Raw genomic sequence first — 20,007 nt, forward strand, 5'->3', positions numbered from 1 at the left:
TGGCTGGTGCGGTGCCCGCGGTGAAAGAGATGTCCACTGATGTTCACCTCGGGTGCGCTCACCGTATGCCCCCACCGGGTGTCCCCGTACCGATACGGTGACACGCATGGAACTCGATCCGCGGACGCTTCGCCGGGAGAACGCCAAGGAACCGGCCTGGTCCGATCTGGCCGACAACCCGTTCCGGGCCGACCGGGACCGGATCGTGGTGTCGCCGTTCTTCGCCCGGCTCGGTGGCGTGACCCAGGTGGTGAGCGCTGCCGGGTCCGGCCTGCTGCACAACCGCCTCACGCACAGCCTCAAGGTCGCCCAGGTCGCCCGGGCGATCTCGGAGCGGCTGCTGTCCGCGGTGGACTCGGCCGAGCTGATCGGCAAGCTCGGCGGGCTGGACCCGGACGTCGCCGAGGCCGCCGCGCTGGCCCACGACCTCGGGCACCCGCCGTTCGGGCACCTGGGGGAGCAGGTGCTGGACCGCATCGCCCGCCACCGGTTCTCGCTGCCCGACGGGTTCGAAGGCAACGCGCAGACCTTCCGGATCATCACCACGACCGACGTGCGCGGCCCGGCGGCCGTCGGGCTCGACCTCACCGCGGCGGTGCGGGCGGCGGTCCTGAAGTACCCGTGGGCCCGGCTGCACTGGCCCGATCCGCACCCGTCCGCGATGCGGATCCCGCCGCGTGGTGCCGCCGAACCGGACGACGCGCCGGGCACCGGGTCGAGCAAGTTCTCCGCGTACTGCACCGAACTGGACGACGTCGTGGCGGCGCGCCGGTCGTTCGCGGGGCGGATCGAACCGTGGCAGCAGACGGTCGAGGCGTCGGTGATGGACACCGCCGACGACCTCGCCTACGCGATCCACGACATCCAGGACTTCCACCGCATCGGGGTGCTGCAGCACGCGCCGGTCGCGGCCGAGCTGGGGGAGTGGCTGGACCACGCCCTCGACCTGGCCGCGCTCGACAACGCCACGCTCGCGGCGCAGATCCGCCGCCCGGGCCGCTCGCTGGAACAGCTGCGGCGGCGCATGCACGCCAAGGACGCGTGGATCGTCGACGACGACGCCTTCGCCCGCGCCGTGTCCCGGATCCGGGCCGAACTGGTCGACGGCCTGCTCGCCACCCCGTTCGACGGTTCGATCGAGGCCGAGCAGACCACGGCCGCGTTCTCTGCGCAGTGGACGCACCGGCTGGTGGACGGCGTGGTCGTGCTGCCGGCGCCGTCCACCCGGGCCGGGCACGTGTCGCTGCGGACCGCCCAGTGGCACGAGGTGCAGGTGCTCAAGTTCGTGCACCGCAGGTTCGTGCTGCTGCGGCCGGAACTGGCGCTGCACCAGCGGGGGCAGGCGTCGTTGCTGACCACGCTCGTGGACGCGCTGGATGCGTGGCTGGGTGACCGGGACGAGGCGTCCCGGCTGCCGCGGCGCTTGCACGACCTGGTCGAGCTGGCGCAGTCGGAGTTCGAGGACCTCGCCCGCGACGCGCCCGAACTGCTGGTCGGAGCCACCGGCGAGCCGGTGACCGGCGCGGACGCGGTGCGCAGCCTCGCGCGGGGCCGCGCGGTGATCGACTTCGTGTCCTCGCTGACCGACAAGCAGGCGGTCACCCTGCTGGAGGCCCTGTCCGGGCGGTCCTCGCAACCCTGGTCGGATTCTTTCGTGCTGTAGGGGCCGGTTGCCCGCTGCCGGTGGCCGGGTGAGGACGGCCACCGCGGGGAAAATCGCTGGACGGTGATCCGTACACTGGAGACGTGGACGTCCAGTTGGAGTAGCTCCGGGCCCGGCCCCGCCAAACCCGGCGGGCCCGTCGACGTCTCCTGTCCACCCCCGATTCCGGGAGTTCTTCGTGATCACGGCCACCGGCCTCGAACTGCGCGCCGGGTCGCGCATCCTGCTGTCCGACACCACCCTGCGCATCCAGCCGGGCGATCGCATCGGCCTGGTCGGCCGCAACGGTGCCGGCAAGACCACCACGCTGAAGGTCCTCGCCGGCGAGGGCGAGCCCTACGCGGGCGAGGTGCGCCGCGGCAGCGAGCTCGGCTACCTGCCCCAGGACCCCCGCGAGGGTGATCTCTCCGTCACGGCCAAGGACCGCGTCCTGTCCGCCCGCGGTCTCGACTCCCTGCTGCGGGACATGGAGAAGGCACAGACCGCCATGTCCGAGCTGGTCGACGACGCCGAACGGGACCGCGCCATCCGCAAGTACGGCCGGCTCGAGGAGCGGTTCGCCTCGCTCGGCGGGTACGCCGCCGAGAGCGAGGCCGCCCGCATCTGCGCGAACCTGGGCCTGGCCGACCGGGTCCTCGCGCAACCCCTGCGCACCCTCTCCGGCGGCCAGCGTCGCCGTGTCGAGCTGGCCCGCATCCTGTTCGCCGCCTCCGACGTCGGCGCGTCCGGCCGCTCCGACACGATCCTGCTGCTGGACGAGCCGACCAACCACCTCGACGCCGACTCCATCAACTGGCTGCGTGGTTTCCTCAAGGGCCACGAGGGCGGTCTCGTGGTGATCAGCCACGACGTGGACCTGCTGGCCGAGGTCGTGAACAAGGTGTGGTTCCTCGACGCGACCCGTGGCGAGCTCGACTCCTACAACATGACCTGGTCCCGCTACCTGGAGGCGCGCGCCACCGACGAGAAGCGCCGCCGCCGCGAGCGGGCCAACGCCGAGAAGAAGGCCGCCGCGCTGCAAGCGCAGGCCGCCAAGCTCGGCGCGAAGGCCACCAAGGCCGTGGCGGCCAAGAACATGGCCCGCCGCGCCGAGCAGATGCTCGCCGGGCTCGACGAGCAGCGTCACGCGGACAAGGTGGCGCACATCAAGTTCCCCGCGCCGGCCCCGTGCGGGCGCACTCCGCTCACCGCCGACGGACTGTCCAAATCGTACGGTTCGCTGGAAATCTTCACCGGCGTCGACCTCGCGATCGACCGGGGCACCAAGGTCGTCGTCCTCGGTCTCAACGGCGCCGGCAAGACCACCCTGCTGCGGCTGCTGGGCGGAATGGAGAAACCGGATACCGGCAGTGTCGTGGCCGGGCACGGACTGCGCCTGGGCTATTACGCGCAGGAACACGAAACCCTCGACCACGACGCGAGCGTCTGGGCGAACATCCGGCATCTCGCTCCGGACACCGGTGCGCAGGAGCTGCGGAACCTGCTCGGCTCGTTCCTGTTCACCGGCGAGCAACTGGACCAGCCGGCCGGCACGCTCTCCGGTGGCGAGAAGACCCGGCTCGCGCTCGCCGGGCTGGTGTCCAGCGCCGCCAATGTGCTGCTGCTGGACGAACCGACCAACAACCTGGACCCGGCCAGCCGGGAGCAGGTGCTCAACGCCCTGCGCAGCTATACGGGAGCGGTTGTCCTGGTCACCCACGACCCCGGCGCCGTCGAGGCGCTGGAACCCGAGAAGGTGATCCTCTTGCCGGACGGTACCGAGGATCACTGGTCGGATGATTACCTGGAACTCGTCCAGTTGGCATGATGTAAACAATGGAGCCGGTCCTTAGTTGGACTAGGCAACCACCTGGAACGGCGCAATTTTTCCGCCATTGGGCAGGTTTTTCGCGCCTCGTCTGGCAAATTCCCGGTTCGTGTTCGATCATTGCGTGACGAGGCCCACTGTGGCCTGCCAACGCGAACTGGTGGAGGCGGAACGACGTGGCTGACCTGAAGAAGGGCGCGCGGATCACCGGCAGCACGCGTGACAAGCTCGCCGCTGACCTGAAGAAGAAATATGAGAAGGGTGCGAGTATTCGGGCCCTGGCCGAGTCGACCGGACGCTCGTACGGTTTTGTGCACCGCGTACTTTCCGAATCCGGTGTGCAGTTGCGCGGGCGCGGCGGAGCGACACGAGCTAAGAAGAAGTAGGCCCGGCGTCGGCGGCTTCGGCACGGCGGAAGCACAATGCCGCGCCGATGAGCACGCACGGGTACAGCAGGTACCCGAAGCGCGTGGCGGGCGTCAGGAGGGTGAAGGCGCTCAGCCCGGCGGCGATGCGCCACAACGCGTCCGATCCCGCGACGGGCGGACGCCGCAGCAACCAGACGATGATCGCGGCGGCGGCGCCGACGAGCAGGATGAACGCGGCCACTTTCCCGGCCGGTCCGATACCGGCGATGAGGTGACCCGGCAGCGGGCTCGCCGCCGGTGACGTCACCTGGCCCAGGCCGGCCGGGAACCGGATCACGTGCTCGACGAACGCGTGCGGATCGACCACGAACACCGGGACGTTCAGCACCAGGCACGCGGCGACGGTCGTGCCGGCGAAGCGCGCCAGGGCTTTGCGGCCCAGGCGGGCGAAGATCAGCACGGCCAGCACCACCGCGGCCGGTGCGACGATGAGCTTCGCGCTGATCACCAGCGCGAGCACGGTGCCGCTCGCCCTCGGCCGGTCCCGCGCGGCGAGCGCCGCGGCGACCAGCAACAGACCGACGATCGCCAGGTCCGGCCCGGCGACCGCCCAGGTCAGCGCGGTCAGCGGGAAGGCCATGGCCAGCTGGGCCGCGCGCACCGGCACCCGGGGGGAACCGATCAGCCGCAGCGTCAGCCAGGCGCACACGCATGCGGTGAGGACGAACATCAGCCGCGCGTCGGTGAGGGCGTCGGCGACCGGGCCGCCGCCGAACAGGGCGCGCGGCAGGCCGAACACGGCCATCACCGGGCCGTAGGGGGTGTAGTCGTTGACCTCGGGCACGCGGGCGAGCGCGGTGACGTCCACGTACGGCGTGCCGTGCTCCAGCAGCAGACGCGCGGAGCGTTCGATCACCCACACCTCGGGCTGGGCGCTCCAGGAGAACGGCGTGTTCAGCCAGTCGGTGCCGGTGAGACGGCGGATCACCAGGACGACCAGGGGAAGCAGCATCGACAGCACGGCGATGGCCGCGAGGCCCAGCCAGCGGGAGCGCAGCGGGCCGCCCGGCCGGCGCGCCGTCATCAGCCAGCCGGTGTGCGCGGCGGCCAGGCCGTAGCCGAACGCCGCGCACGTGCCCCAGATGCGGAAGCCGTAGAACTCGCCGGTCAGCGCGAGTGCGACCGCGTAGACGGCACACCCGAGGTAGAACAGCAGGTCGACAGCCAGCGGATGCGTCCGGAGCAGTACGCGCGTGCGTGCGAACGCGGTGACCGGGACCGGCGGGCGCGTTGCGGTGCGCTCTGTGGTCACCGCGCGCCACCGCGCGGTTTCATATCGAGATCGTTCCGCCCCATGGGCAAAGGTTACCGAGAACGCCCTGCGCGGCGGTGCCCGGCAAGAGCTCTCCGAAGTCCGAGGCTCCCCGGCCCGTCGATGCCCGGATCTCCCGGCTTCCGCCGATGTGACGCTCCGCACTCGTTTCGGGCGCGCGTTAGTCCAGGCAGTGGCATTTTCTTGCCTGCCACCACCGGGTGCCCAGTACGTTGTACAAGGCAGAGCCTTCCGGCAGCGGCAGTCAAGGAGCATGGTGAGTCGAACGAGTGACCTCACGGGACGCGACGTCGAGGCGGCACGGGCGCAGGAGCAGGCCCGTACCTTCGATCATCTCCATCCGGCGGTGGCGGACACGGTGCACGACACCCTGTCCGAGTTCCGGCGGCATTGCCCGGTGGCCCACAGCGAAGCCCATGGCGGCATGTTCGTGGTGACCCGCTTCGACGACCTCAAGCACGTCGCCGAGCACGGCGAAACGTTTTCCTCCGCTGCCGAGGTCGGTGCGGTGGTGGTCGCTCCGGAGACCGGAGGAGTGATCGCACCGCTGTTCGAGCAGGACCTGACGGAGCACGCGGCGTGGCGCCGGCACCTGCAGCCGTTCTTCACGCCCCGCGCCGCCGCCCGGCACACCGATTATGTGCGGAAGGTTGCGGCGGAGGTGGTCGCGGAGCTGGCCCCGCGAGGTGCAGCGGACTTCGTGCCGGACCTGTGCGCGCGGATCCCGCCGTTGGTGGTCGCCTCGCTGATGGGGATTCCGGAACCGGAGCGGCCCGTGCTGGCGTCGCTGGTGCGCCGGCTGTCCGGCGCGACCACCGAGCAGGAGGCCGCGGCGGTGGGGAAGGAGTACACCGAGTTCCTGCTCGCCCAGATCCGCTCCCGCCGCGGCCGGTCCGGGGAGGACGTGCTGACTTCGGTGGCCAACAGCGAGATCGGTGGCAAGGTGGCCAGCGATCACGAGTTGCTCAAATTCGCGTTCCTGCTGGTGGCCGCGGGCAACCTCACCACCACCGACCAGTTGGCCAGCATCCTGCTCCAGCTGGCCCAGGACAGCGCCCTGCGCGCCCGGGTGGTGGCCGATGTGGCGCTGATCCCGCAGCTGGTGGAGGAAAGCGTCCGGCACGAGTCCGCGGTAGCGGCCACCGGCCGCACCGTCGTGACCGAGACCGAGCTGGCCGGGGTCGCACTGCGGCCGGGGGACCGGATGCTGCTGACGTGGGGATCGGGCAACCGCGATGAACGCTATTTCCCGGACGGCGACGAGTTCCGCCTCGGCCGTCCGCGCAAGCCACACCTCGGGTGGGGCGCGGGTGCGCACCGGTGTCTCGGGCTGCACCTGGCGCGTGTGGAGTTGCGGGTGATCTGCGAGGAGTTGCTGGCCGTGATCCCGGACTTCGCGTTGCCGGACGGGTTCGTGCCGCAACGCACCTACGGGGTGATCCGCGGGGTGAAGGCATTGCCGGTGACCTGGCCGGTCTAGCCAGCGTTCGCAGCGACGTGGATCGTGTGCCGCCACGCTCCACGGGCCGCCCCGGTCGCGGCGCGCGGCGGGCCTAGCGGGCCGCGCGCCGCTGCCCGGCCTCGTACCCGGTCTGCTGGATGTACCAGGTCGCCAGCTGCGCGCGGCGGTTGAGGCGGAGCTTCTGAAAGATCCGGGTGAGATGCGTTTCCACGGTCCGGCGCGACACGGTCAGCGCCCGGGCGATCTCGGGGTTGTTCAGGCCGTCGGCCACCAGGGCGGCCACCCTCTTCTCGGCGCCGGTGAGCACGTCCAGGGTGAGATCGGGCCGGGTGTCGGGGGGAACTTCGACCGGGCGCAGGGCCAGTTCGTAGATCTGTTCGGCGGTCAGTGTGGTGCCCTCGGCGTAGTGGTGGCGGAACGCCACTTCGCCGATCGCGGCGACGATGCGCTCCTCGGCGAGCTTGCGCTGCCGCTGGAACGGCACCAAGCCGCCGACCCCGACCCCGTGGCGTTTCTGCAGCCCCAGGCAACCGCCCAGCAGCCGGGCCGCGTCCTTGGGCTGCCCGGATGCCGAGCGCCACCACGCGCCGGCCTCCACCGTCCAGGTGGACCCCCATCGGTCGCCCATTTCGACCTGCGGGCGCAGGCATTCGTGGAGCACGTACCGACGCTGGGTGCGGGCTGGCAGCCCCTGCGTCCACAGGGCCCAGGTGATGGCCCAGGGCGAGTCGTGCGCCTCGGCGTCGCGCAGGCATTCGTCGGAGGATTCGTCAGCGATGTCGGCGGGGCCCAGCAGCCCGGCGCCGATCGCGAGGATCAGCGCCGCCATCTGGCCGTCACCGGCCATGCCGGCCGCGCGGAATCCGTCCCGGGCCTGCTGCAGCAGTGGCAGGCCGTCGACGTCGCCCAGGCTGAGCACGCGATGGGTGCCGTCGATGTAGAGGGCGGGAGGGCTGTTCCCGGCATCGAGTTTGGCGGCCAGCTCGAGGCACTGGTCGCGATAGCGCCCGCCACGGGTCTTGTCCCCGATCGCGGTCAGGACGAACCCGACCGCCGCGAGCGCGTTCAACCGAGCCGGGCTCTGCGCGTCCGGCTCGATCCGCAACAGATCCTCCATCCAGGAGCAGACGGTGGCCTGCAGCGCGTAGAAGAAGGGCACCCGGCAGCGCATGACGTCGGTGACGATCGACATCCCGGCGTCCACCTCACCGGCGGCGACACACCACGCCACGGCCGCCCGGATGTTGGGCAGCTCGCCGTACACCCGGGCCAGCCAGCCCAGCTCCTCCGGTCCGAGCCAGTGCACCGCGGCATCGGCGCAGAGCCGCTGGACCCAGGCGCAATGCCGTTCCCGCAGCCGCCGTGTCTCACCGAACTGGTCCAGGTGCCGCAGTCCGTACTCGCGCAGCGGTTGCAGCTGGGTGTAGCGGCCGTCCGGGCTGATCACCACGATGGACTGCTGCACCAGCCCGGTGAGCAGGCTCATCACCTCGTCGGTGTCCACCTCTTCGTCACCACCGCAGACTTCCTCGGCGGCTTCCAGGTCGAACCCGCCGGAAAAGACCGCGAGCCTCGCCCACAGCCGCTGCTGGGCCGGGCTGCACAGCCCCCACGACACGCCCAGGGCGAGGTCGAGCGTGCGGTGATGGGGCTGGATCCGGCGGGCGGCCGCCGCCAGCAGCCGCCCGCCGTCGAGTCGTCGCAGGATGCGATCGGGGGACAGGCCCTTGCCCATCTGGGCGGCCATCTGCTCGATGACCAGCGGCAGCCCGCCGGACCAGCGGGCCAGCTCGATCAGCGCGGCCCAGGCCGTGCTGTTCTCCGGGATCGCCGGATAGCCGCGGGCCGTCGCCCGCTCGAGCAGCAATGCCATCGCATCGCTGGTGCGGGCCTGTTCCGGTGCGGCGGTGAGCTCGGGAATGGACATGGGCGGCACGGTGACGATGCGCTCGCCGACCAGCTCCAACCGGTGGCGCGAGGTGACCACGATGCTGAGGCCGGCGACCTCGTCCAGCAACGCCATCACGACGTCGGTGGCGGCGTCGAGCAGGTGCTCGGCGTTGTCCAGCACGATCAGGCCACGCTGCTCGCGCAGCCGCTCGACGAGCACTTCCAACGCCGGGCGCTGCGAGTGGTGGTCGGTGATGCCCAGCGCGGCGACGATGAATTGCGCGACGGCTTCCGCGGTCGCGGACGGGTCGAGGTCGGCCAGGTACACCACGGCGGTGGTGTCGAACGCACCGTCGGCCCGCTGCGCCAGTGTCACGCCGAGCCGCGTCTTGCCCACTCCCGCGGGTCCGGTCAGCGTGATCAGCCGGGTGTCGTTGTGCAGCATCTCCGCCAGGGAGCCCAGCAACTCGTCGCGGCCCAGCAGACTGGTCAGCCCGGCGCTCGCCAGATCCGCTCGACTGTTCACCGATCATCCCACCAGTGTTTAACGCTGTACAACTATTCGATCGTGAACTGTAGTTCAGAGGAGTCGGTCCTGTCATCTTTCGTACGTCCGCTGGCGCGTCGGGCCGCACCTCCCGTACGGGAGGGCGCACCTCTCGTACGCCTCTCGTACGGGAGCGGAGGCGGCACCTTTCGGTGAACAGGGTTCAACCATGTGGATCTCACGGATGTTCACGGAGCGTGGTCGGGCGACCCTGAACGGGGAAGGCAATGCGGCGGTTGAGGGGAGAGCGATGGGTCAGGACGCGATGACGCAGGTGGTGGCGGGCTGGGACCCGGCCCGGCGCTGCTGGACCACCCAGCTCTCGGGCACCGTCGTCACGGTCCCCCCGCTGGCCGGGGAGCTGCTCGTCGACGACGCCGCACGGGACGCGGCCTCGCGCGACCTGGGACGGCTGGTGACGCACCGGCCGGGCGCGGTGCTGCGGCCGGCCACGGCCGAGGACGTCGCCACCATGGTGCGGCTCTGCCACGACCACCACATCCCGGTGGCGCCGCAGGGCACCCACCACCAGACGCAGGGCCAGTCGCTCGTACGCGACGGCCTGGTCGTCGACATGACCAGCCTCGGCGCCATCCGCCCTCCCGTCGACGGCGTGGTCGACGTGGACGCGGGCGTGCTCTGGTCGGACCTGGTGCGGACCCTGGCGGGACCGAAACTGGCTTTTGCCGGCGGTCTGACCGGATACGTGCCGCTGTCGGTCGGTGGCACGCTCAGTGCCGGCGGCATCAGCCCGAACTACCGGCTGGGCGCCCAGGTCGACTTCGTGCGCCGCCTGCAGATCGTCACCGGCCGGGGGGAGATCCGCTGGGCGTCGGAAACCGAGAACCCGGATCTGTTCGCGGCGGCACTGGGCGGGCTCGGGCAGGTCGGCATCATCACCCGTGCCGAGCTGGCGCTGATGTCGATGCCCACCCAGGTGCGCACGTGGGTGCTGCCCCTGGCCGATGCGGCCGCCGCGTTCCGCATCATGCGGACCTTGATCCGCGGCGGGCTGCTGGACGAGGTGTACTGCATGATCATGCCGCCGGGGATGGAACTGCCCGGTGGCGGACGCAACCCGGCGCCGACCTTCCTGATCCACCTGGCCCGCTACGAGTACGACGACGGCCGGTACGCCTCCGCCGATCCCGTGGACGGGCTGGACTGGACCGGCCCGGCGCAGCAGGAACAGCTGGGTTATCTCGATCACGCTCTCAAGTACTCCGGCATCATCGATCAATGGCGGCAGGCCGGCTGGGACGAGCGGCGCAAGCCCTGGTTCGACGTGTTCCTCGCCGACTCCCAGATCGGCGACTACGTCACCAGCACGCTGTCCCGGATGACACCGGACGACTGGTCCGCACCACACGGTGAGGGTTTCGTGCTGCTGTTCCCGCACCGCGCGGGAGCTTTCCGCCGGCCCCGGCTGCGGCTGCCCGAGCAGCAACCCGACGAGTTGATCTGGCTCTTCGACGTCCTCACCTGTTCCGAGCACGATCCCGAACCCGGCTACGCCGAGGCGATGCTGGCGCGCAACCGGGACTGGATCGCCGCTGCGCTGGCGCGGGGCGGCGTGGTGTACCCCATCGGAAGCCACGGATTCACCGCCGCGGACTGGCGGCGGCACTACGGCCCGCACTGGGACGCGGTCGTGGCCACCAAGCAGCAGTTCGACCCGGCTCGCATCCTGACGCCGGGCCAGGGCATCGCCGCCGCTCTTCCCTAGGGCGGGACACCGAGGGGCATGATGTGCCAGCACGTGCCATCGCCGCGGGTGAGGTGACCGCGTCGGTGTCATCACCGCGGCCGCGGGAACCGGATGCGGTCGATGCATCCGGGAACCCACCGGGCCGTCACCTCGGTCCGGCCGGGCTCGTGGCGGCCAGCCCCGCCACCGGTCGGGCCGGGACCGGAGCGCCACGCGCGGGTTCGGTGGGAGGCAGACCGCCGGGCGGCTCCGTGCTCCCGCAGCGCAACCCCCTGGCGACCCGCAGCAGCACCATGAGCCCCGGTGATGCGATCTCGCCGTCCTCCAGCGCACTCGGATGCCGCACCGAAATCCCCGATCGGGAGGCGAGACGTTCCCGGGTCAGGCTGCGCGACGCGCGCAGCCGGCGAATCCGTTCGGCGATCACATCGGCGGCGCGGCGGCGGGGCTCGGCGGCAGACACCGGCGCGCATGCTGGAGCGCACCCGCGGCGGGGACCATGCGAGATTGAACAGGTAATTCCGCACAGGGGAGATCTGGCATGCGAAACCCTGCAGTGCCGTGACGTAGATCGCCGATCGGCCGGAATCCTGGCGGCGTGGAGCCGCCGGCGTCGGCCAGGAACTCACGAAGTACCGAGGAACGAGCCATGATTGCCTTACCCCGATCCGGTGTCCGGACCGGTCCCGTCGTCGGCACCGCCGCGGGGAGGGTGTGCCAGGCGTGTGTGCGGCGACGGACGCGGGGAGGCTCCCGGTGAACCATCCCCGCATCAGCAAGGGCCTCACCCGCGACCAGATCGTCGCCGCGGCCGTCGAGCTCACCCGCCGCCGAGGGCTGGAGGGGTGGTCGCTGCGGGCGGTGTCCGAGCAGGTCGGGGTCTACCCGGGCGCGGTGTTCCACCACCTGGGTGGCGGGCGGGACGTCCTCGTCGCCGCCGTCGTCGACGACATCGCCGCGCGGATCCTCCTCGTCCCCACACGCGGGACCGGCTGGCGCGAGTACGTGCGCCGCCTGGGGGAGATGGGGTGGGGTGTGCTGCACCGGTGCCCCGGCGTCGCCTGGCACATCGCGCGCAACGCCGCCGCCGGTCACCTGCCGCAGCCGATCGGTGCCCGGCTGGTGACCGTGCTCACCGAGGCGGGCTTCGGGCAGCGGGCCGAGGCCACGGCATTGCAGGTGATCCGGATCCTGTGCCTGTTCATCGCCGGACTCGACCAGCTCCCCGACGCCGATCCCCGGGTGCTGGAGCGGCTCTGGGCCGCCGACCTCGCCCTGTTCCTGGCCGGCCTGGACGCCGTCGCGGGCACCCGCGCCGCGGCGGGTGAGCCCGGCGTCACGGAATAGCGGAAGCCTCCGCCGAGCTGGATGTAGTGCGTGCCGTCGCGGCGGTGGCGACCCCGGGGCCGTCTCGCGCCATCCGGCCGCAAACCTGAAGTAATCTGGAGCTGTTTGCGGCGGCGCGGCGGAGGACGATGTGGACAACACCTGGTCGTTGATGAGTTCGGCGATGCGGTCGGCGGACGCGCCGAAGGGACTGGCGCCGGGCACGGTGCGCCGGGTGGCGCGGTTCGCCCGGCCGTACTGGCGCAGCCTGCTGGTGTTCCTGGCGCTGACCGTGGTGTCGGCCGTGATCGCGGTGACCACCCCCGTGCTGGCCGGCAAGGTGGTGGACACGATCGTGCGCGGGCGGGAGGCCGGCCTGGTCGGTCTGCTGGCGGCCGTGGTGGCGGCGCTCGCCATCGCCGACGCCGGGTTCGGGCTGGTCGAGCGCTGGCTGTCCGCCCGCATCGGCGAGGGGCTGATCTACGACCTGCGCCGCGCGGTGTTCGAGCACGTGCAGCGGATGCCGATCGCGTTCTTCACCCGTACCCGCACCGGCGCGCTGGTGAGCCGGTTGAACAACGACGTGATCGGCGCGCAGCGCACCTTCACCGCGACCCTGTCCGGACTGGTCACCAACGTGATCCAGCTGGTGCTCTCACTCGGGGTCATGGTGACACTGTCCTGGCAGGTGACGCTGCTGGCGCTGGTGCTCCTGCCGGTGTTCGTGCTGCCGGCCCGCCGCATGGGCCGCCGGATGGCCGCCCTGCAGCGGGAATCCGCCCAGCTCAACGCCGGGATGACCACGCAGATGACCGAGCGGTTCTCCGCGCCCGGCGCCACCCTGGTCAAGCTGTTCGGCCGGCCGGGGCGGGAGGCCGAGAACTTCGGCGCCCGCGCCGGCCGGGTGCGGGACATCGGGGTGCGGACGGCGATGCTCACCCGCTGGTTCATGACCAGCCTCACCCTGGTTTCGGCGCTGGCGCAGGCCCTGGTCTACGGCCTGGGCGGCTGGCTGGCGATCCGCGGGCAGCTCGCCCCCGGCACGGTCGTGGCGCTGGCGTTGCTGCTCACCCGGCTCTACAGTCCGCTGACGGCGCTGGCCAACGTCCGGGTGGATGTGATGACCGCGCTGGTGTCGTTCGAGCGGATCTTCGAGGTGCTCGACCTCGAGCCGATGATCACCGAGAAACCGGGCGCGCGGACCGTGCCCGAGGGCGGGGTGTCGGTCGAGTTCGCCGACGTCACCTTCGCCTACCCGGCGGCCGACCGGTACTCGCTCGCCTCCCTGGAGGACGTGTCCACGCTGGACAGCCGCGGGGGCGAGGAGGTGCTGCACGGAATCAGCTTCCGCGCCGAACCGGGGCAGATGGTGGCGCTCGTCGGCTCGTCCGGAGCCGGCAAGTCCACGATCGCGTCGCTGCTGCCGCGCCTCTACGACACCGACTCCGGGTCGATCCGGCTGTCCGATGTGGACGTCCGGGACCTGGCGTTCACCGCGATCCGGGACACCGTCGGCGTGGTCACGCAGGACGGGCACCTGTTCCACGACACCATCCGGGCCAACCTGGAGTACGCGCGGCCCGGCGCCACGGACGAGGAGATCTGGGACGCGCTGGAGCGGGCGCGGCTGGCCGAGCTGGTCCGCAGCCTGCCCGACGGGCTCGACACCCTGGTGGGGGAGCGCGGCTACCGGCTCTCCGGCGGCGAACGGCAGCGCCTGACCATCGCGCGGCTGCTGCTCGCACAGCCCCGGGTGATCGTGCTGGACGAGGCCACGGCCCACCTGGACTCCGAATCCGAGGCGGCCGTCAGCGAAGCCCTGTCGCACGCCCTGGAGGGGCGGACCGCGCTGGTCATCGCCCACCGGCTGTCCACCGTGCGCGCGGCCGACCAGATCCTCGTCGTCGAGGCCGGGCGCATCGTCGAACGCGGCACGCACGAGCAACTGCTCGCCGCGGGCGGCCGCTACGCCGACCTGCACCACACCCAGTTCAGCGAGGAACCGGCCGCGGCTTAACGCAGCGCCGGGACCCGGGGGCGGTAGCGCTCCAGGAGAGCCGTGTTCGCCGCGTCGCCGTCGGCCACGTTCGAGCTGCGCCACAACGGCACCTCGATACCCGCCGCGCGGGCGAGGTCGTCGACGTGCGCCAGCACCTCGTTCCAGAGGTAGACGTTGAGCAGCGACGACAGCGCCACCGTGCGCGGGCCGTCCTCGGGGAAGGCCGCGTCGCCGGGCCGCACACCGGTGTCGAGGACCACGTCGGCGTGGTCGGGCAGCGTGCTGGGCGACCGGCGCGGGGCGGCCGCCACCGCGGCGCGCGAGGTCACCGCCACCACCGGCGCCCGGACCGCCGCCGCCAGCTCCACCGGGTACGGGTTGACGCCGGAGTTGGAGAACACGAACAGCACGTCGCCCGGGCCGGGAGCGCGCTCGGCGAGCACCTGCGCCGCCAGCCCGGACCGCCGCTCGGCGGCCGTGCTGGCGGCCGCGCTGTGCAGCGGCAGCAGGTCCGGGTGGTAGAGCGGATACACGCAGGCCAGGCCGCCGGCGCGGTAGAAGGTCTCGGCCACCGCCGCGAGCGAGTGCCCCGCCCCGGCGGTGAAGACGAGCGCATCCGCCCGCACCGCGTCCAGCACCAGCCCGGCCGCCTGCCGGATCGCGGCGGCGTTGCGTTCGCCGGCCCGCCCGAGCGCGCCGGCCACCAGATCGTTGATCACCCGGCCGAGCCTAGGGAACGGACCACCCACCGCGGTGGCCGGACGGAAGATTCCCGCTGCCCGGGACGTTGGACGACACGTGACGAGCGATCCCGTGCTGATGACCTGGCGAGCCCGCGGACCGGTGCGGGCCGTGGTGCTGGTCCTGCACGGGGGTGCGGAGAACGGCCTCGGCGTGGTCCGGCCGTGGGGGCTGGCCTACCTGCGGATGGCGCCGCTGGCGCGGTCCATCGCGGGTGCGGGCGCGCCGCACGGCGTGGAGGTGCGGCTGCTGCGCAACCGCGTTCGTGGCTGGAACGAGCCCGACCAGCACCCGGTCGCCGACGCGCGGTGGGCGCTGGAGCGGATCCGCGCCGAGCGGCCCGGCGTGCCGGTGTACCTCGTCGGGCACTCGATGGGCGGCCGGGTCGCGCTGCGCGTCGCCGACGACCCGGCGGTGCGCTCGGTCCTGGCGCTGGCCCCGTGGACCCCGCCCGGCGAGCCGGTCGAGCCGGTGACCGGCCGTGCCGTGCTGATCGCGCACGGCACGCGCGACCGCATCACCAGCCCCGCGGAGTCCTTCGCCTATGCGCAGCGTGCGCAGGCCGTCGCGGAGTGGGTGGTGCGGATGGAGGTCATGTCCGAGGGGCACGCGATGCTGTTCCGGCCCGGGGTGTGGACGCGGCTGGTGCGTGACTTCGCCCGGGACGCGGCCGGCGTGGCGCCGCTCACCGCCTGGTCAGCGGCTCCCGACCAGCGGCTTCGCCTGCCCGCGTGACCGCGCGCAACCCGTTCGGGGTGCTGCACGTCCTCGGGAGGACGGCTTGCGGTTCACTAGGGACGTCCTAGGGCCGGTCGATCGGGGAACGGTGATGGCGTGACGAACCAGGGCGGACACCCAGCGCGCGCTCCGCGCGGGCCACGGCAGCACCAGCCCGCACAGATGATGCCGGTGCCCGGCCGCGCCGACGGCTACCGGCAGGCCCCGCCCCGGCGGAGCGGACCGCCGCCGACGCGCGCGATGCCCTCCCGCGGCGGCGTCCCGCCGGCCGCCCGGCCGCCGCGCTCGCGCCGCCGCCGGTTCGGGCCGGGCAAGATCCTGCTCACGCTCCTGTCGGTGGTCCTGCTGTTCTTCGCCGGCGTGTGGATCTACCTGGAGTTCTCGATCCACCGGGTCGCCGCGATCGAGGACTACAACGGCCGCCCCGCCGCGGCGTCGGGCACGAACTGGCTGATCGTCGGGTCCGACAGCCGCGAGGGCCTGTCCGCCGAGGACGAGCAGCGCCTGGTCACCGGGGACGTGGCGGCCGCCGGGGGCGGGCAGCGCACCGACACGATCATGCTCGCGCACCTGCCGGACAACGACACCAAGCCGACTCTGGTGAGCCTGCCGCGCGACTCCGAGGTCGCCATTCCCGGACACGGCACGAGCAAGATCAATGCCGCGTTCTCCCTGGGCGGTGCGCCGCTGCTGGTGAAGACGGTCGAGCAGGCCACCGGGCTGCGCATCGACCATTACGCCGAGATCGGCTTCGGCGGGTTCGCGACCATCGTGGATGCGATCGGCGGCGTGGACATGTGCGTCGACAAGGAGATGCACGACACGATGACCGGCATCACGATCCCCGCCGGCTGCCAGGAGCTCGACGGCGCGCACGCGCTCGGCTTCGTCCGCATGCGGCACAGCGACGCGACCCCGCGCTCCGACCTGGACCGGGTGGAGAACCAGCGCAAGTTCATCGGCGCGCTGGTCAGCCAGATCGCCAGCCCCGGGACCTTGCTCAACCCGTTCGACTTCTTCCCGCTGCTGGGGGCGGCGCCGGACGCGCTGACCATGGATTCCGGGGACCACCTGCACAACCTGGTGGGCCTGGCGTGGGCGATGCGCGGCATCTCCTCCGACGGGGTGCTGTCCACGACCGTGCCGGTCACCACGGCCTCCGCCGAGCACTGGGACAAGAGCAAGTCCCGGCAGCTGTTCGACGCCCTCCGCAACGACACCGCGGTGCCCGACAGCGCGATCATGAACTAGTACTCCAGCGGTGGTCGTGATCACGCTTGCGAGGTCTTCGGCGACGGCCGAAGCCATGGCCCCGCGGTCCTCCACGGGGGCAGTTCGCAACGGGTGACACCTCGTGTGGCCTTGGCGGGTTGGGTTTCCCGGGTACTGAGGTGGGCTGTGCGGATGTCGCCGGGCCTGCTGTCGGTCAGGGCCGGGGCGGTCCGTGAAAGGGCAGCGTCTGGCTGTAGACGACGCTGGTGGTCGTGCTGCCGAAGCCGGCCAGCTCGTCCATGAGCGTCTCCAGATGCTCCATGGAGGTCGCGGCCACCTTGAGGGTGTAGCAGTCGTCGCCGGTGGTGCGCAGGCACTCCAGGATCTCGCGTCGCTCGGCGAGCAGTCGGCGCAGCGGCTGGTGGTGGTTGCCCGGGTACTTCAACCGGACGACGGCGAGTATGGGGTAGCCGACCTTGGCCAGGTCGACCACGGCGTGGTAGCCGGTGATGACGCCCATCGCCTCCAGTTGCCGCACCCGTTCCGTGGTGGCTGACGGGCTGAGGCTCACGCGCCGCCCCAACTCGCTGAGGGAGATGCGCGCCTCCCGTTGCAACTCGTCGAGGATCGCCCAATCGACGTCGTCAAGATTCACGGTCATTTCGTCATTTTACCGGGAAAATGACTGGAAAATGTGAGAGACTGCCGGGAGATGCCACTTCCAAGCTCCTTGATCGCCGGGATAACCTCAACCATGCAACTTGGCGTCAACGTACCGAACTTCGGGCCGGGAACCGATCCCGGCGTGCTGCGCGAGTGGGCGCGGATCGTGGAGGGGCTCGGCTTCGACCTCCTCATGGTGTCGGATCACGTGGCCGTCACCCCGGACGTGGCCGTGCGGTACCCGGAGCCGTTCTACGAGCCGTTCACCACGCTGTCCTGGCTGGCCGGCACCACCACCACGGTTCGGCTGGGTACCACCGTGCTCGTGCTGCCCTACCGGCATCCGCTGCTGGTGGCGCGCATGGCCACCAACCTCAACCAGCTCAGCGGCGGCCGGCTCGTGCTCGGGGTGGGCGTCGGCGGGGCACGTCAGGAGTTCGAGGCGCTCGGCGTGCCGTTCGCCGCGCGCGGCAGGCTGACCGACGAGTACCTCGGCACCCTGCGGAAGACCTTGCAAAAGGAGGCCGACGGCCGGACCAGCCCGATACCCATCTGGGTCGGCGGCAACAGCGAGGCAGCGATCCGACGCGCCATCAGGTTCGACGCCGCCTGGCACCCGCTGCGGGCCACCCTTCCCTGGCTGCGCTCGGCCGTGACGAACCACTCGCTGCCGGCGTTCGCGCCCCGCATCGTCCTGCGGCTGACCACCACACCCGTCAACGACCCCGATCGGCCGGCCGGCTCCGGCACCATCGAGCAGATCCTCGACGATCTGAACCAGCTCCGTCTGCTCGGCTCCGGCACCGTCGTGCTCGACCCCTACCACGGAGATCCGGAGGAGACTCGGCGTCCCAGCGCAGCCTGGCAGGCACTCACCGCCGTGGCCACACACTGGAGGACCACACCGTGATCACTGCTGCCGACGAGGATTTCCTGCGGCGCGCCATCGACATCGCGGCCCATGCCATCACCCTCGGCGACGCGCCGTACGGCTCCCTGCTGGTCGGCCCGGACGGAGCGATTCTCGCCGAAGCCCACAACACGGTGCGGCGCGACAACGACATCAGCGCCCACCCGGAACTGAAACTCGCCCGCTGGGCGGCCCGCGAACTCGACCATGACACGGCCGTACGCACCACCATGTACACCAGCTGCCAGCCATGCTCCATGTGCGCGGGCGGCATCGTCCGCTCCGGACTCGGCCGGGTCGTCTACGCGCTTTCCACCGAGCAACTCATCGAACTCAACCCGGACTCAGGCGCCTGGCCGGCGGTAGCGCAGGACGGCCCGGCTCTGTTCGACGTGGCACGCGCCCCCATCGACGACTACTACCGGCGTTGACCGGGAGTGCCGGCCAACGGCCCGCACCACACCACAACCCGAGCGCGTTCATCCGTAGTAGCTGGGCACGTTCACGTGTACGCGTGCACGACAGGGCCCACCGGCTCCGCTGGTCCCACCGGCGACGCCGCCACCAGGCCCGATCCAAGCAAGCGACCACCACCGCCGGCCGTCGCCCCAGCGTGATCACGATCTATCGCTGGAATCTCCCGTGCGGGCGAGCACCGGGGCGGGGATGATCGAGGGATGCAGATCCCTGCGGAGAGCCTGTCGGACGGGGTGATCGTGCTGCGCCGGTGGTGGGCCGGCGACGCCGAAGCGCTGCATCGCCTGGTCGACGAGTCGCTGGACCACCTCGCACCCTGGATGCCGTGGGCGGTCGGCAGCTACACCGAGCGCGACGCGCGGGAGTTCCTGATGCTGACGCGGGAGAGCTGGCTCGCGGCCGAGACGTTCGACTACGCGATCGTCGCCCCGGACGGGGCGATCGCCGGCAGCTGCGGGCTGATGGCCCGCATCGGCCGCGGTGGCCTGGAGATCGGTTACTGGCTGGGCAAGCCCTACACCGGTCGCGGCTGGGCCACCCGCGCGGCGCGCCTGCTCACCACCGAAGCCTTCCGCGTCGGCGCCAACCGGGTCGAGATCGTGCACGACGTCGCCAACCACCGCAGCGCGGCGGTGCCGGCCCGGCTCGGCTTCACCCGGCTGACGGAACGGCCCACGCAGTTGCCCGGCGGCACCGCGGCGACCGGGCGCGTCCTCGTGTGGCGGCAGACCGCGTCCTGACCACGCAGGGTTTTGCCGGCGGTACCCGGGATCAGACCGGAGGTGCCCCGCCGGAGCCCGGGGTGCGGGCCGGGCGCGCCTCCTCCGGGGTCACGTCCCCGATGCCGTGCAGCACGTGGGCGAGGATTTCCGCGCCGCGCACGACGCGCGGGCCGGGCCGGTTGAAGTAGGCCGGGCCGTCGAGGACCCACACCCGTCCGCTGCGCACGGCCGGCAGGCCGGACCAGCCCGGGCGGGTGGCGAGCAGGTCCAGCTCGGATTCCGTGCGGTCCGGTGGCAGGCCGCACGGCAGCAGGAGCAGGACGTCGGGCCGGGCCGCGACGACCGCGGACCACTCGACGGCGTGCGTGTGCTCCCCGGGCGCGGCGAGCAGGGGTTCCCCGCCCGCGGCGGCGATCTGCTCGGGCACCCAGTGCCCCGCCG

The 20,007-nt window shown here is 71.6% G+C and carries 18 protein-coding genes; 12 read left to right on the plus strand and 6 right to left on the minus strand.

From position 1 onward, the window contains the following. Nucleotides 1–106 precede the first annotated feature (106 nt). The 3 genes from FHX45_RS27610 to FHX45_RS27620 all read left to right on the plus strand — a co-directional run bounded on the left by FHX45_RS27610 (nucleotide 107) and on the right by FHX45_RS27620 (nucleotide 3,856). Nucleotides 107–1,663 (plus strand): deoxyguanosinetriphosphate triphosphohydrolase family protein, encoded by a 1,557-nt coding sequence (locus tag FHX45_RS27610; RefSeq protein ID WP_167108070.1) that lies wholly within the window; start codon nucleotides 107–109, stop codon nucleotides 1,661–1,663. Between the two features lie 178 nt (nucleotides 1,664–1,841). Next, nucleotides 1,842–3,470 (plus strand): ATP-binding cassette domain-containing protein, encoded by a 1,629-nt coding sequence (locus FHX45_RS27615; protein ID WP_167108073.1) that lies wholly within the window; start codon nucleotides 1,842–1,844, stop codon nucleotides 3,468–3,470. 176 nt (nucleotides 3,471–3,646) lie between these two features. Continuing rightward, nucleotides 3,647–3,856 (plus strand): helix-turn-helix domain-containing protein, encoded by a 210-nt coding sequence (locus tag FHX45_RS27620; protein ID WP_017982988.1) that lies wholly within the window; start codon nucleotides 3,647–3,649, stop codon nucleotides 3,854–3,856. On the opposite strand, the gene FHX45_RS27625 is transcribed toward FHX45_RS27620, so the two are convergent. Continuing rightward, nucleotides 3,843–5,150, minus strand: coding sequence for a glycosyltransferase 87 family protein (locus FHX45_RS27625; RefSeq protein ID WP_167108076.1), 1,308 nt, complete (start codon nucleotides 5,148–5,150; stop codon nucleotides 3,843–3,845). The two genes, FHX45_RS27620 and FHX45_RS27625, sit on opposite strands and share 14 nt — an antisense overlap. Before the next feature lie 277 nt (nucleotides 5,151–5,427). On the opposite strand from FHX45_RS27625, the gene FHX45_RS28665 reads away from it, so the two are divergent. After that, nucleotides 5,428–6,651, plus strand: a complete 1,224-nt coding sequence (locus FHX45_RS28665; RefSeq protein ID WP_341771633.1) for a cytochrome P450 — start codon at nucleotides 5,428–5,430, stop codon at nucleotides 6,649–6,651. Nucleotides 6,652–6,724: 73 nt separating this feature from the next. Here the strand turns inward: FHX45_RS28665 and FHX45_RS27635 are convergent, their stop codons facing one another. Then, nucleotides 6,725–9,049 (minus strand): LuxR C-terminal-related transcriptional regulator, encoded by a 2,325-nt coding sequence (locus FHX45_RS27635; RefSeq protein WP_167108082.1) that lies wholly within the window; start codon nucleotides 9,047–9,049, stop codon nucleotides 6,725–6,727. A 271-nt stretch (nucleotides 9,050–9,320) separates the two neighbouring features. Between FHX45_RS27635 and FHX45_RS27640 the strand changes: the two genes are divergently transcribed. Then, the gene (locus FHX45_RS27640) at nucleotides 9,321–10,796 is read left to right on the plus strand and encodes an FAD-binding protein (protein WP_167108085.1); all 1,476 of its coding nucleotides are present in this window, start codon (nucleotides 9,321–9,323) and stop codon (nucleotides 10,794–10,796) included. A 127-nt stretch (nucleotides 10,797–10,923) separates the two neighbouring features. On the opposite strand, the gene FHX45_RS28770 is transcribed toward FHX45_RS27640, so the two are convergent. Beyond that, on the minus strand, nucleotides 10,924–11,241 hold the full coding sequence (locus tag FHX45_RS28770) for a helix-turn-helix domain-containing protein (protein WP_167108088.1): 318 nt from the start codon (nucleotides 11,239–11,241) through the stop codon (nucleotides 10,924–10,926). A gap of 293 nt (nucleotides 11,242–11,534) precedes the next feature. Between FHX45_RS28770 and FHX45_RS27650 the strand changes: the two genes are divergently transcribed. Together FHX45_RS27650 and FHX45_RS27655 are read left to right on the plus strand one after the other, a co-directional pair. Next, entirely contained in the window at nucleotides 11,535–12,125 is a 591-nt protein-coding gene (locus tag FHX45_RS27650) for a TetR family transcriptional regulator (RefSeq protein WP_167108091.1), read from the plus strand. 130 nt (nucleotides 12,126–12,255) lie between these two features. After that, entirely contained in the window at nucleotides 12,256–14,121 is a 1,866-nt protein-coding gene (locus FHX45_RS27655; protein ID WP_167108094.1) for an ABC transporter transmembrane domain-containing protein, read from the plus strand. On the opposite strand, the gene FHX45_RS27660 is transcribed toward FHX45_RS27655, so the two are convergent. After that, nucleotides 14,118–14,822 (minus strand): sugar isomerase domain-containing protein, encoded by a 705-nt coding sequence (locus FHX45_RS27660; RefSeq protein ID WP_167108096.1) that lies wholly within the window; start codon nucleotides 14,820–14,822, stop codon nucleotides 14,118–14,120. The two genes, FHX45_RS27655 and FHX45_RS27660, sit on opposite strands and share 4 nt — an antisense overlap. A gap of 100 nt (nucleotides 14,823–14,922) precedes the next feature. Here FHX45_RS27660 and FHX45_RS27665 point away from each other — a divergent pair, with 100 nt between their 5' ends. Together FHX45_RS27665 and FHX45_RS27670 are read left to right on the plus strand one after the other, a co-directional pair. Then, entirely contained in the window at nucleotides 14,923–15,579 is a 657-nt protein-coding gene (locus FHX45_RS27665) for an alpha/beta fold hydrolase (protein ID WP_167109542.1), read from the plus strand. A 165-nt stretch (nucleotides 15,580–15,744) separates the two neighbouring features. Further along, the gene (locus FHX45_RS27670) at nucleotides 15,745–16,833 is read left to right on the plus strand and encodes an LCP family protein (protein ID WP_167108099.1); all 1,089 of its coding nucleotides are present in this window, start codon (nucleotides 15,745–15,747) and stop codon (nucleotides 16,831–16,833) included. A gap of 175 nt (nucleotides 16,834–17,008) precedes the next feature. On the opposite strand, the gene FHX45_RS27675 is transcribed toward FHX45_RS27670, so the two are convergent. Continuing rightward, nucleotides 17,009–17,455: an Lrp/AsnC family transcriptional regulator gene (locus FHX45_RS27675; protein WP_167108102.1), complete on the minus strand. Its 447-nt coding sequence runs from the start codon at nucleotides 17,453–17,455 to the stop codon at nucleotides 17,009–17,011. Nucleotides 17,456–17,548: 93 nt separating this feature from the next. On the opposite strand from FHX45_RS27675, the gene FHX45_RS27680 reads away from it, so the two are divergent. The 3 genes from FHX45_RS27680 to FHX45_RS27690 all read left to right on the plus strand — a co-directional run bounded on the left by FHX45_RS27680 (nucleotide 17,549) and on the right by FHX45_RS27690 (nucleotide 19,584). Further along, the gene (locus FHX45_RS27680; protein WP_167108105.1) at nucleotides 17,549–18,367 is read left to right on the plus strand and encodes an LLM class flavin-dependent oxidoreductase; all 819 of its coding nucleotides are present in this window, start codon (nucleotides 17,549–17,551) and stop codon (nucleotides 18,365–18,367) included. After that, on the plus strand, nucleotides 18,367–18,798 hold the full coding sequence (locus FHX45_RS27685) for a nucleoside deaminase (RefSeq protein ID WP_341771664.1): 432 nt from the start codon (nucleotides 18,367–18,369) through the stop codon (nucleotides 18,796–18,798). Before FHX45_RS27680 ends, FHX45_RS27685 begins: the two co-directional genes overlap by 1 nt. A 246-nt stretch (nucleotides 18,799–19,044) precedes the next feature. After that, entirely contained in the window at nucleotides 19,045–19,584 is a 540-nt protein-coding gene (locus FHX45_RS27690) for a GNAT family N-acetyltransferase (protein WP_167108111.1), read from the plus strand. 31 nt (nucleotides 19,585–19,615) lie between these two features. Here FHX45_RS27690 and FHX45_RS27695 read toward each other — a convergent pair. Next, a partial coding sequence (locus FHX45_RS27695) for an ABC transporter substrate-binding protein (protein WP_167108114.1) occupies nucleotides 19,616–20,007 on the minus strand: 392 nt, incomplete at its 5' end.

This window comes from Amycolatopsis granulosa, assembly GCF_011758745.1.
GTDB lineage: Bacteria > Actinomycetota > Actinomycetes > Mycobacteriales > Pseudonocardiaceae > Amycolatopsis_E > Amycolatopsis_E granulosa.

Coding starts and splice junctions, on each gene's coding strand:
- FHX45_RS27675 (WP_167108102.1), bottom strand. CDS start 17,455: ATGACCGTGAATCTTGACGACGTCGATTGGGCGATCCTCGACGAGTTG.
- FHX45_RS27640 (WP_167108085.1), top strand. CDS start 9,321: ATGGGTCAGGACGCGATGACGCAGGTGGTGGCGGGCTGGGACCCGGCC.
- FHX45_RS27690 (WP_167108111.1), top strand. CDS start 19,045: ATGCAGATCCCTGCGGAGAGCCTGTCGGACGGGGTGATCGTGCTGCGC.
- FHX45_RS27610 (WP_167108070.1), top strand. CDS start 107: ATGGAACTCGATCCGCGGACGCTTCGCCGGGAGAACGCCAAGGAACCG.
- FHX45_RS27670 (WP_167108099.1), top strand. CDS start 15,745: ATGATGCCGGTGCCCGGCCGCGCCGACGGCTACCGGCAGGCCCCGCCC.
- FHX45_RS27680 (WP_167108105.1), top strand. CDS start 17,549: ATGCAACTTGGCGTCAACGTACCGAACTTCGGGCCGGGAACCGATCCC.
- FHX45_RS27665 (WP_167109542.1), top strand. CDS start 14,923: ATGACCTGGCGAGCCCGCGGACCGGTGCGGGCCGTGGTGCTGGTCCTG.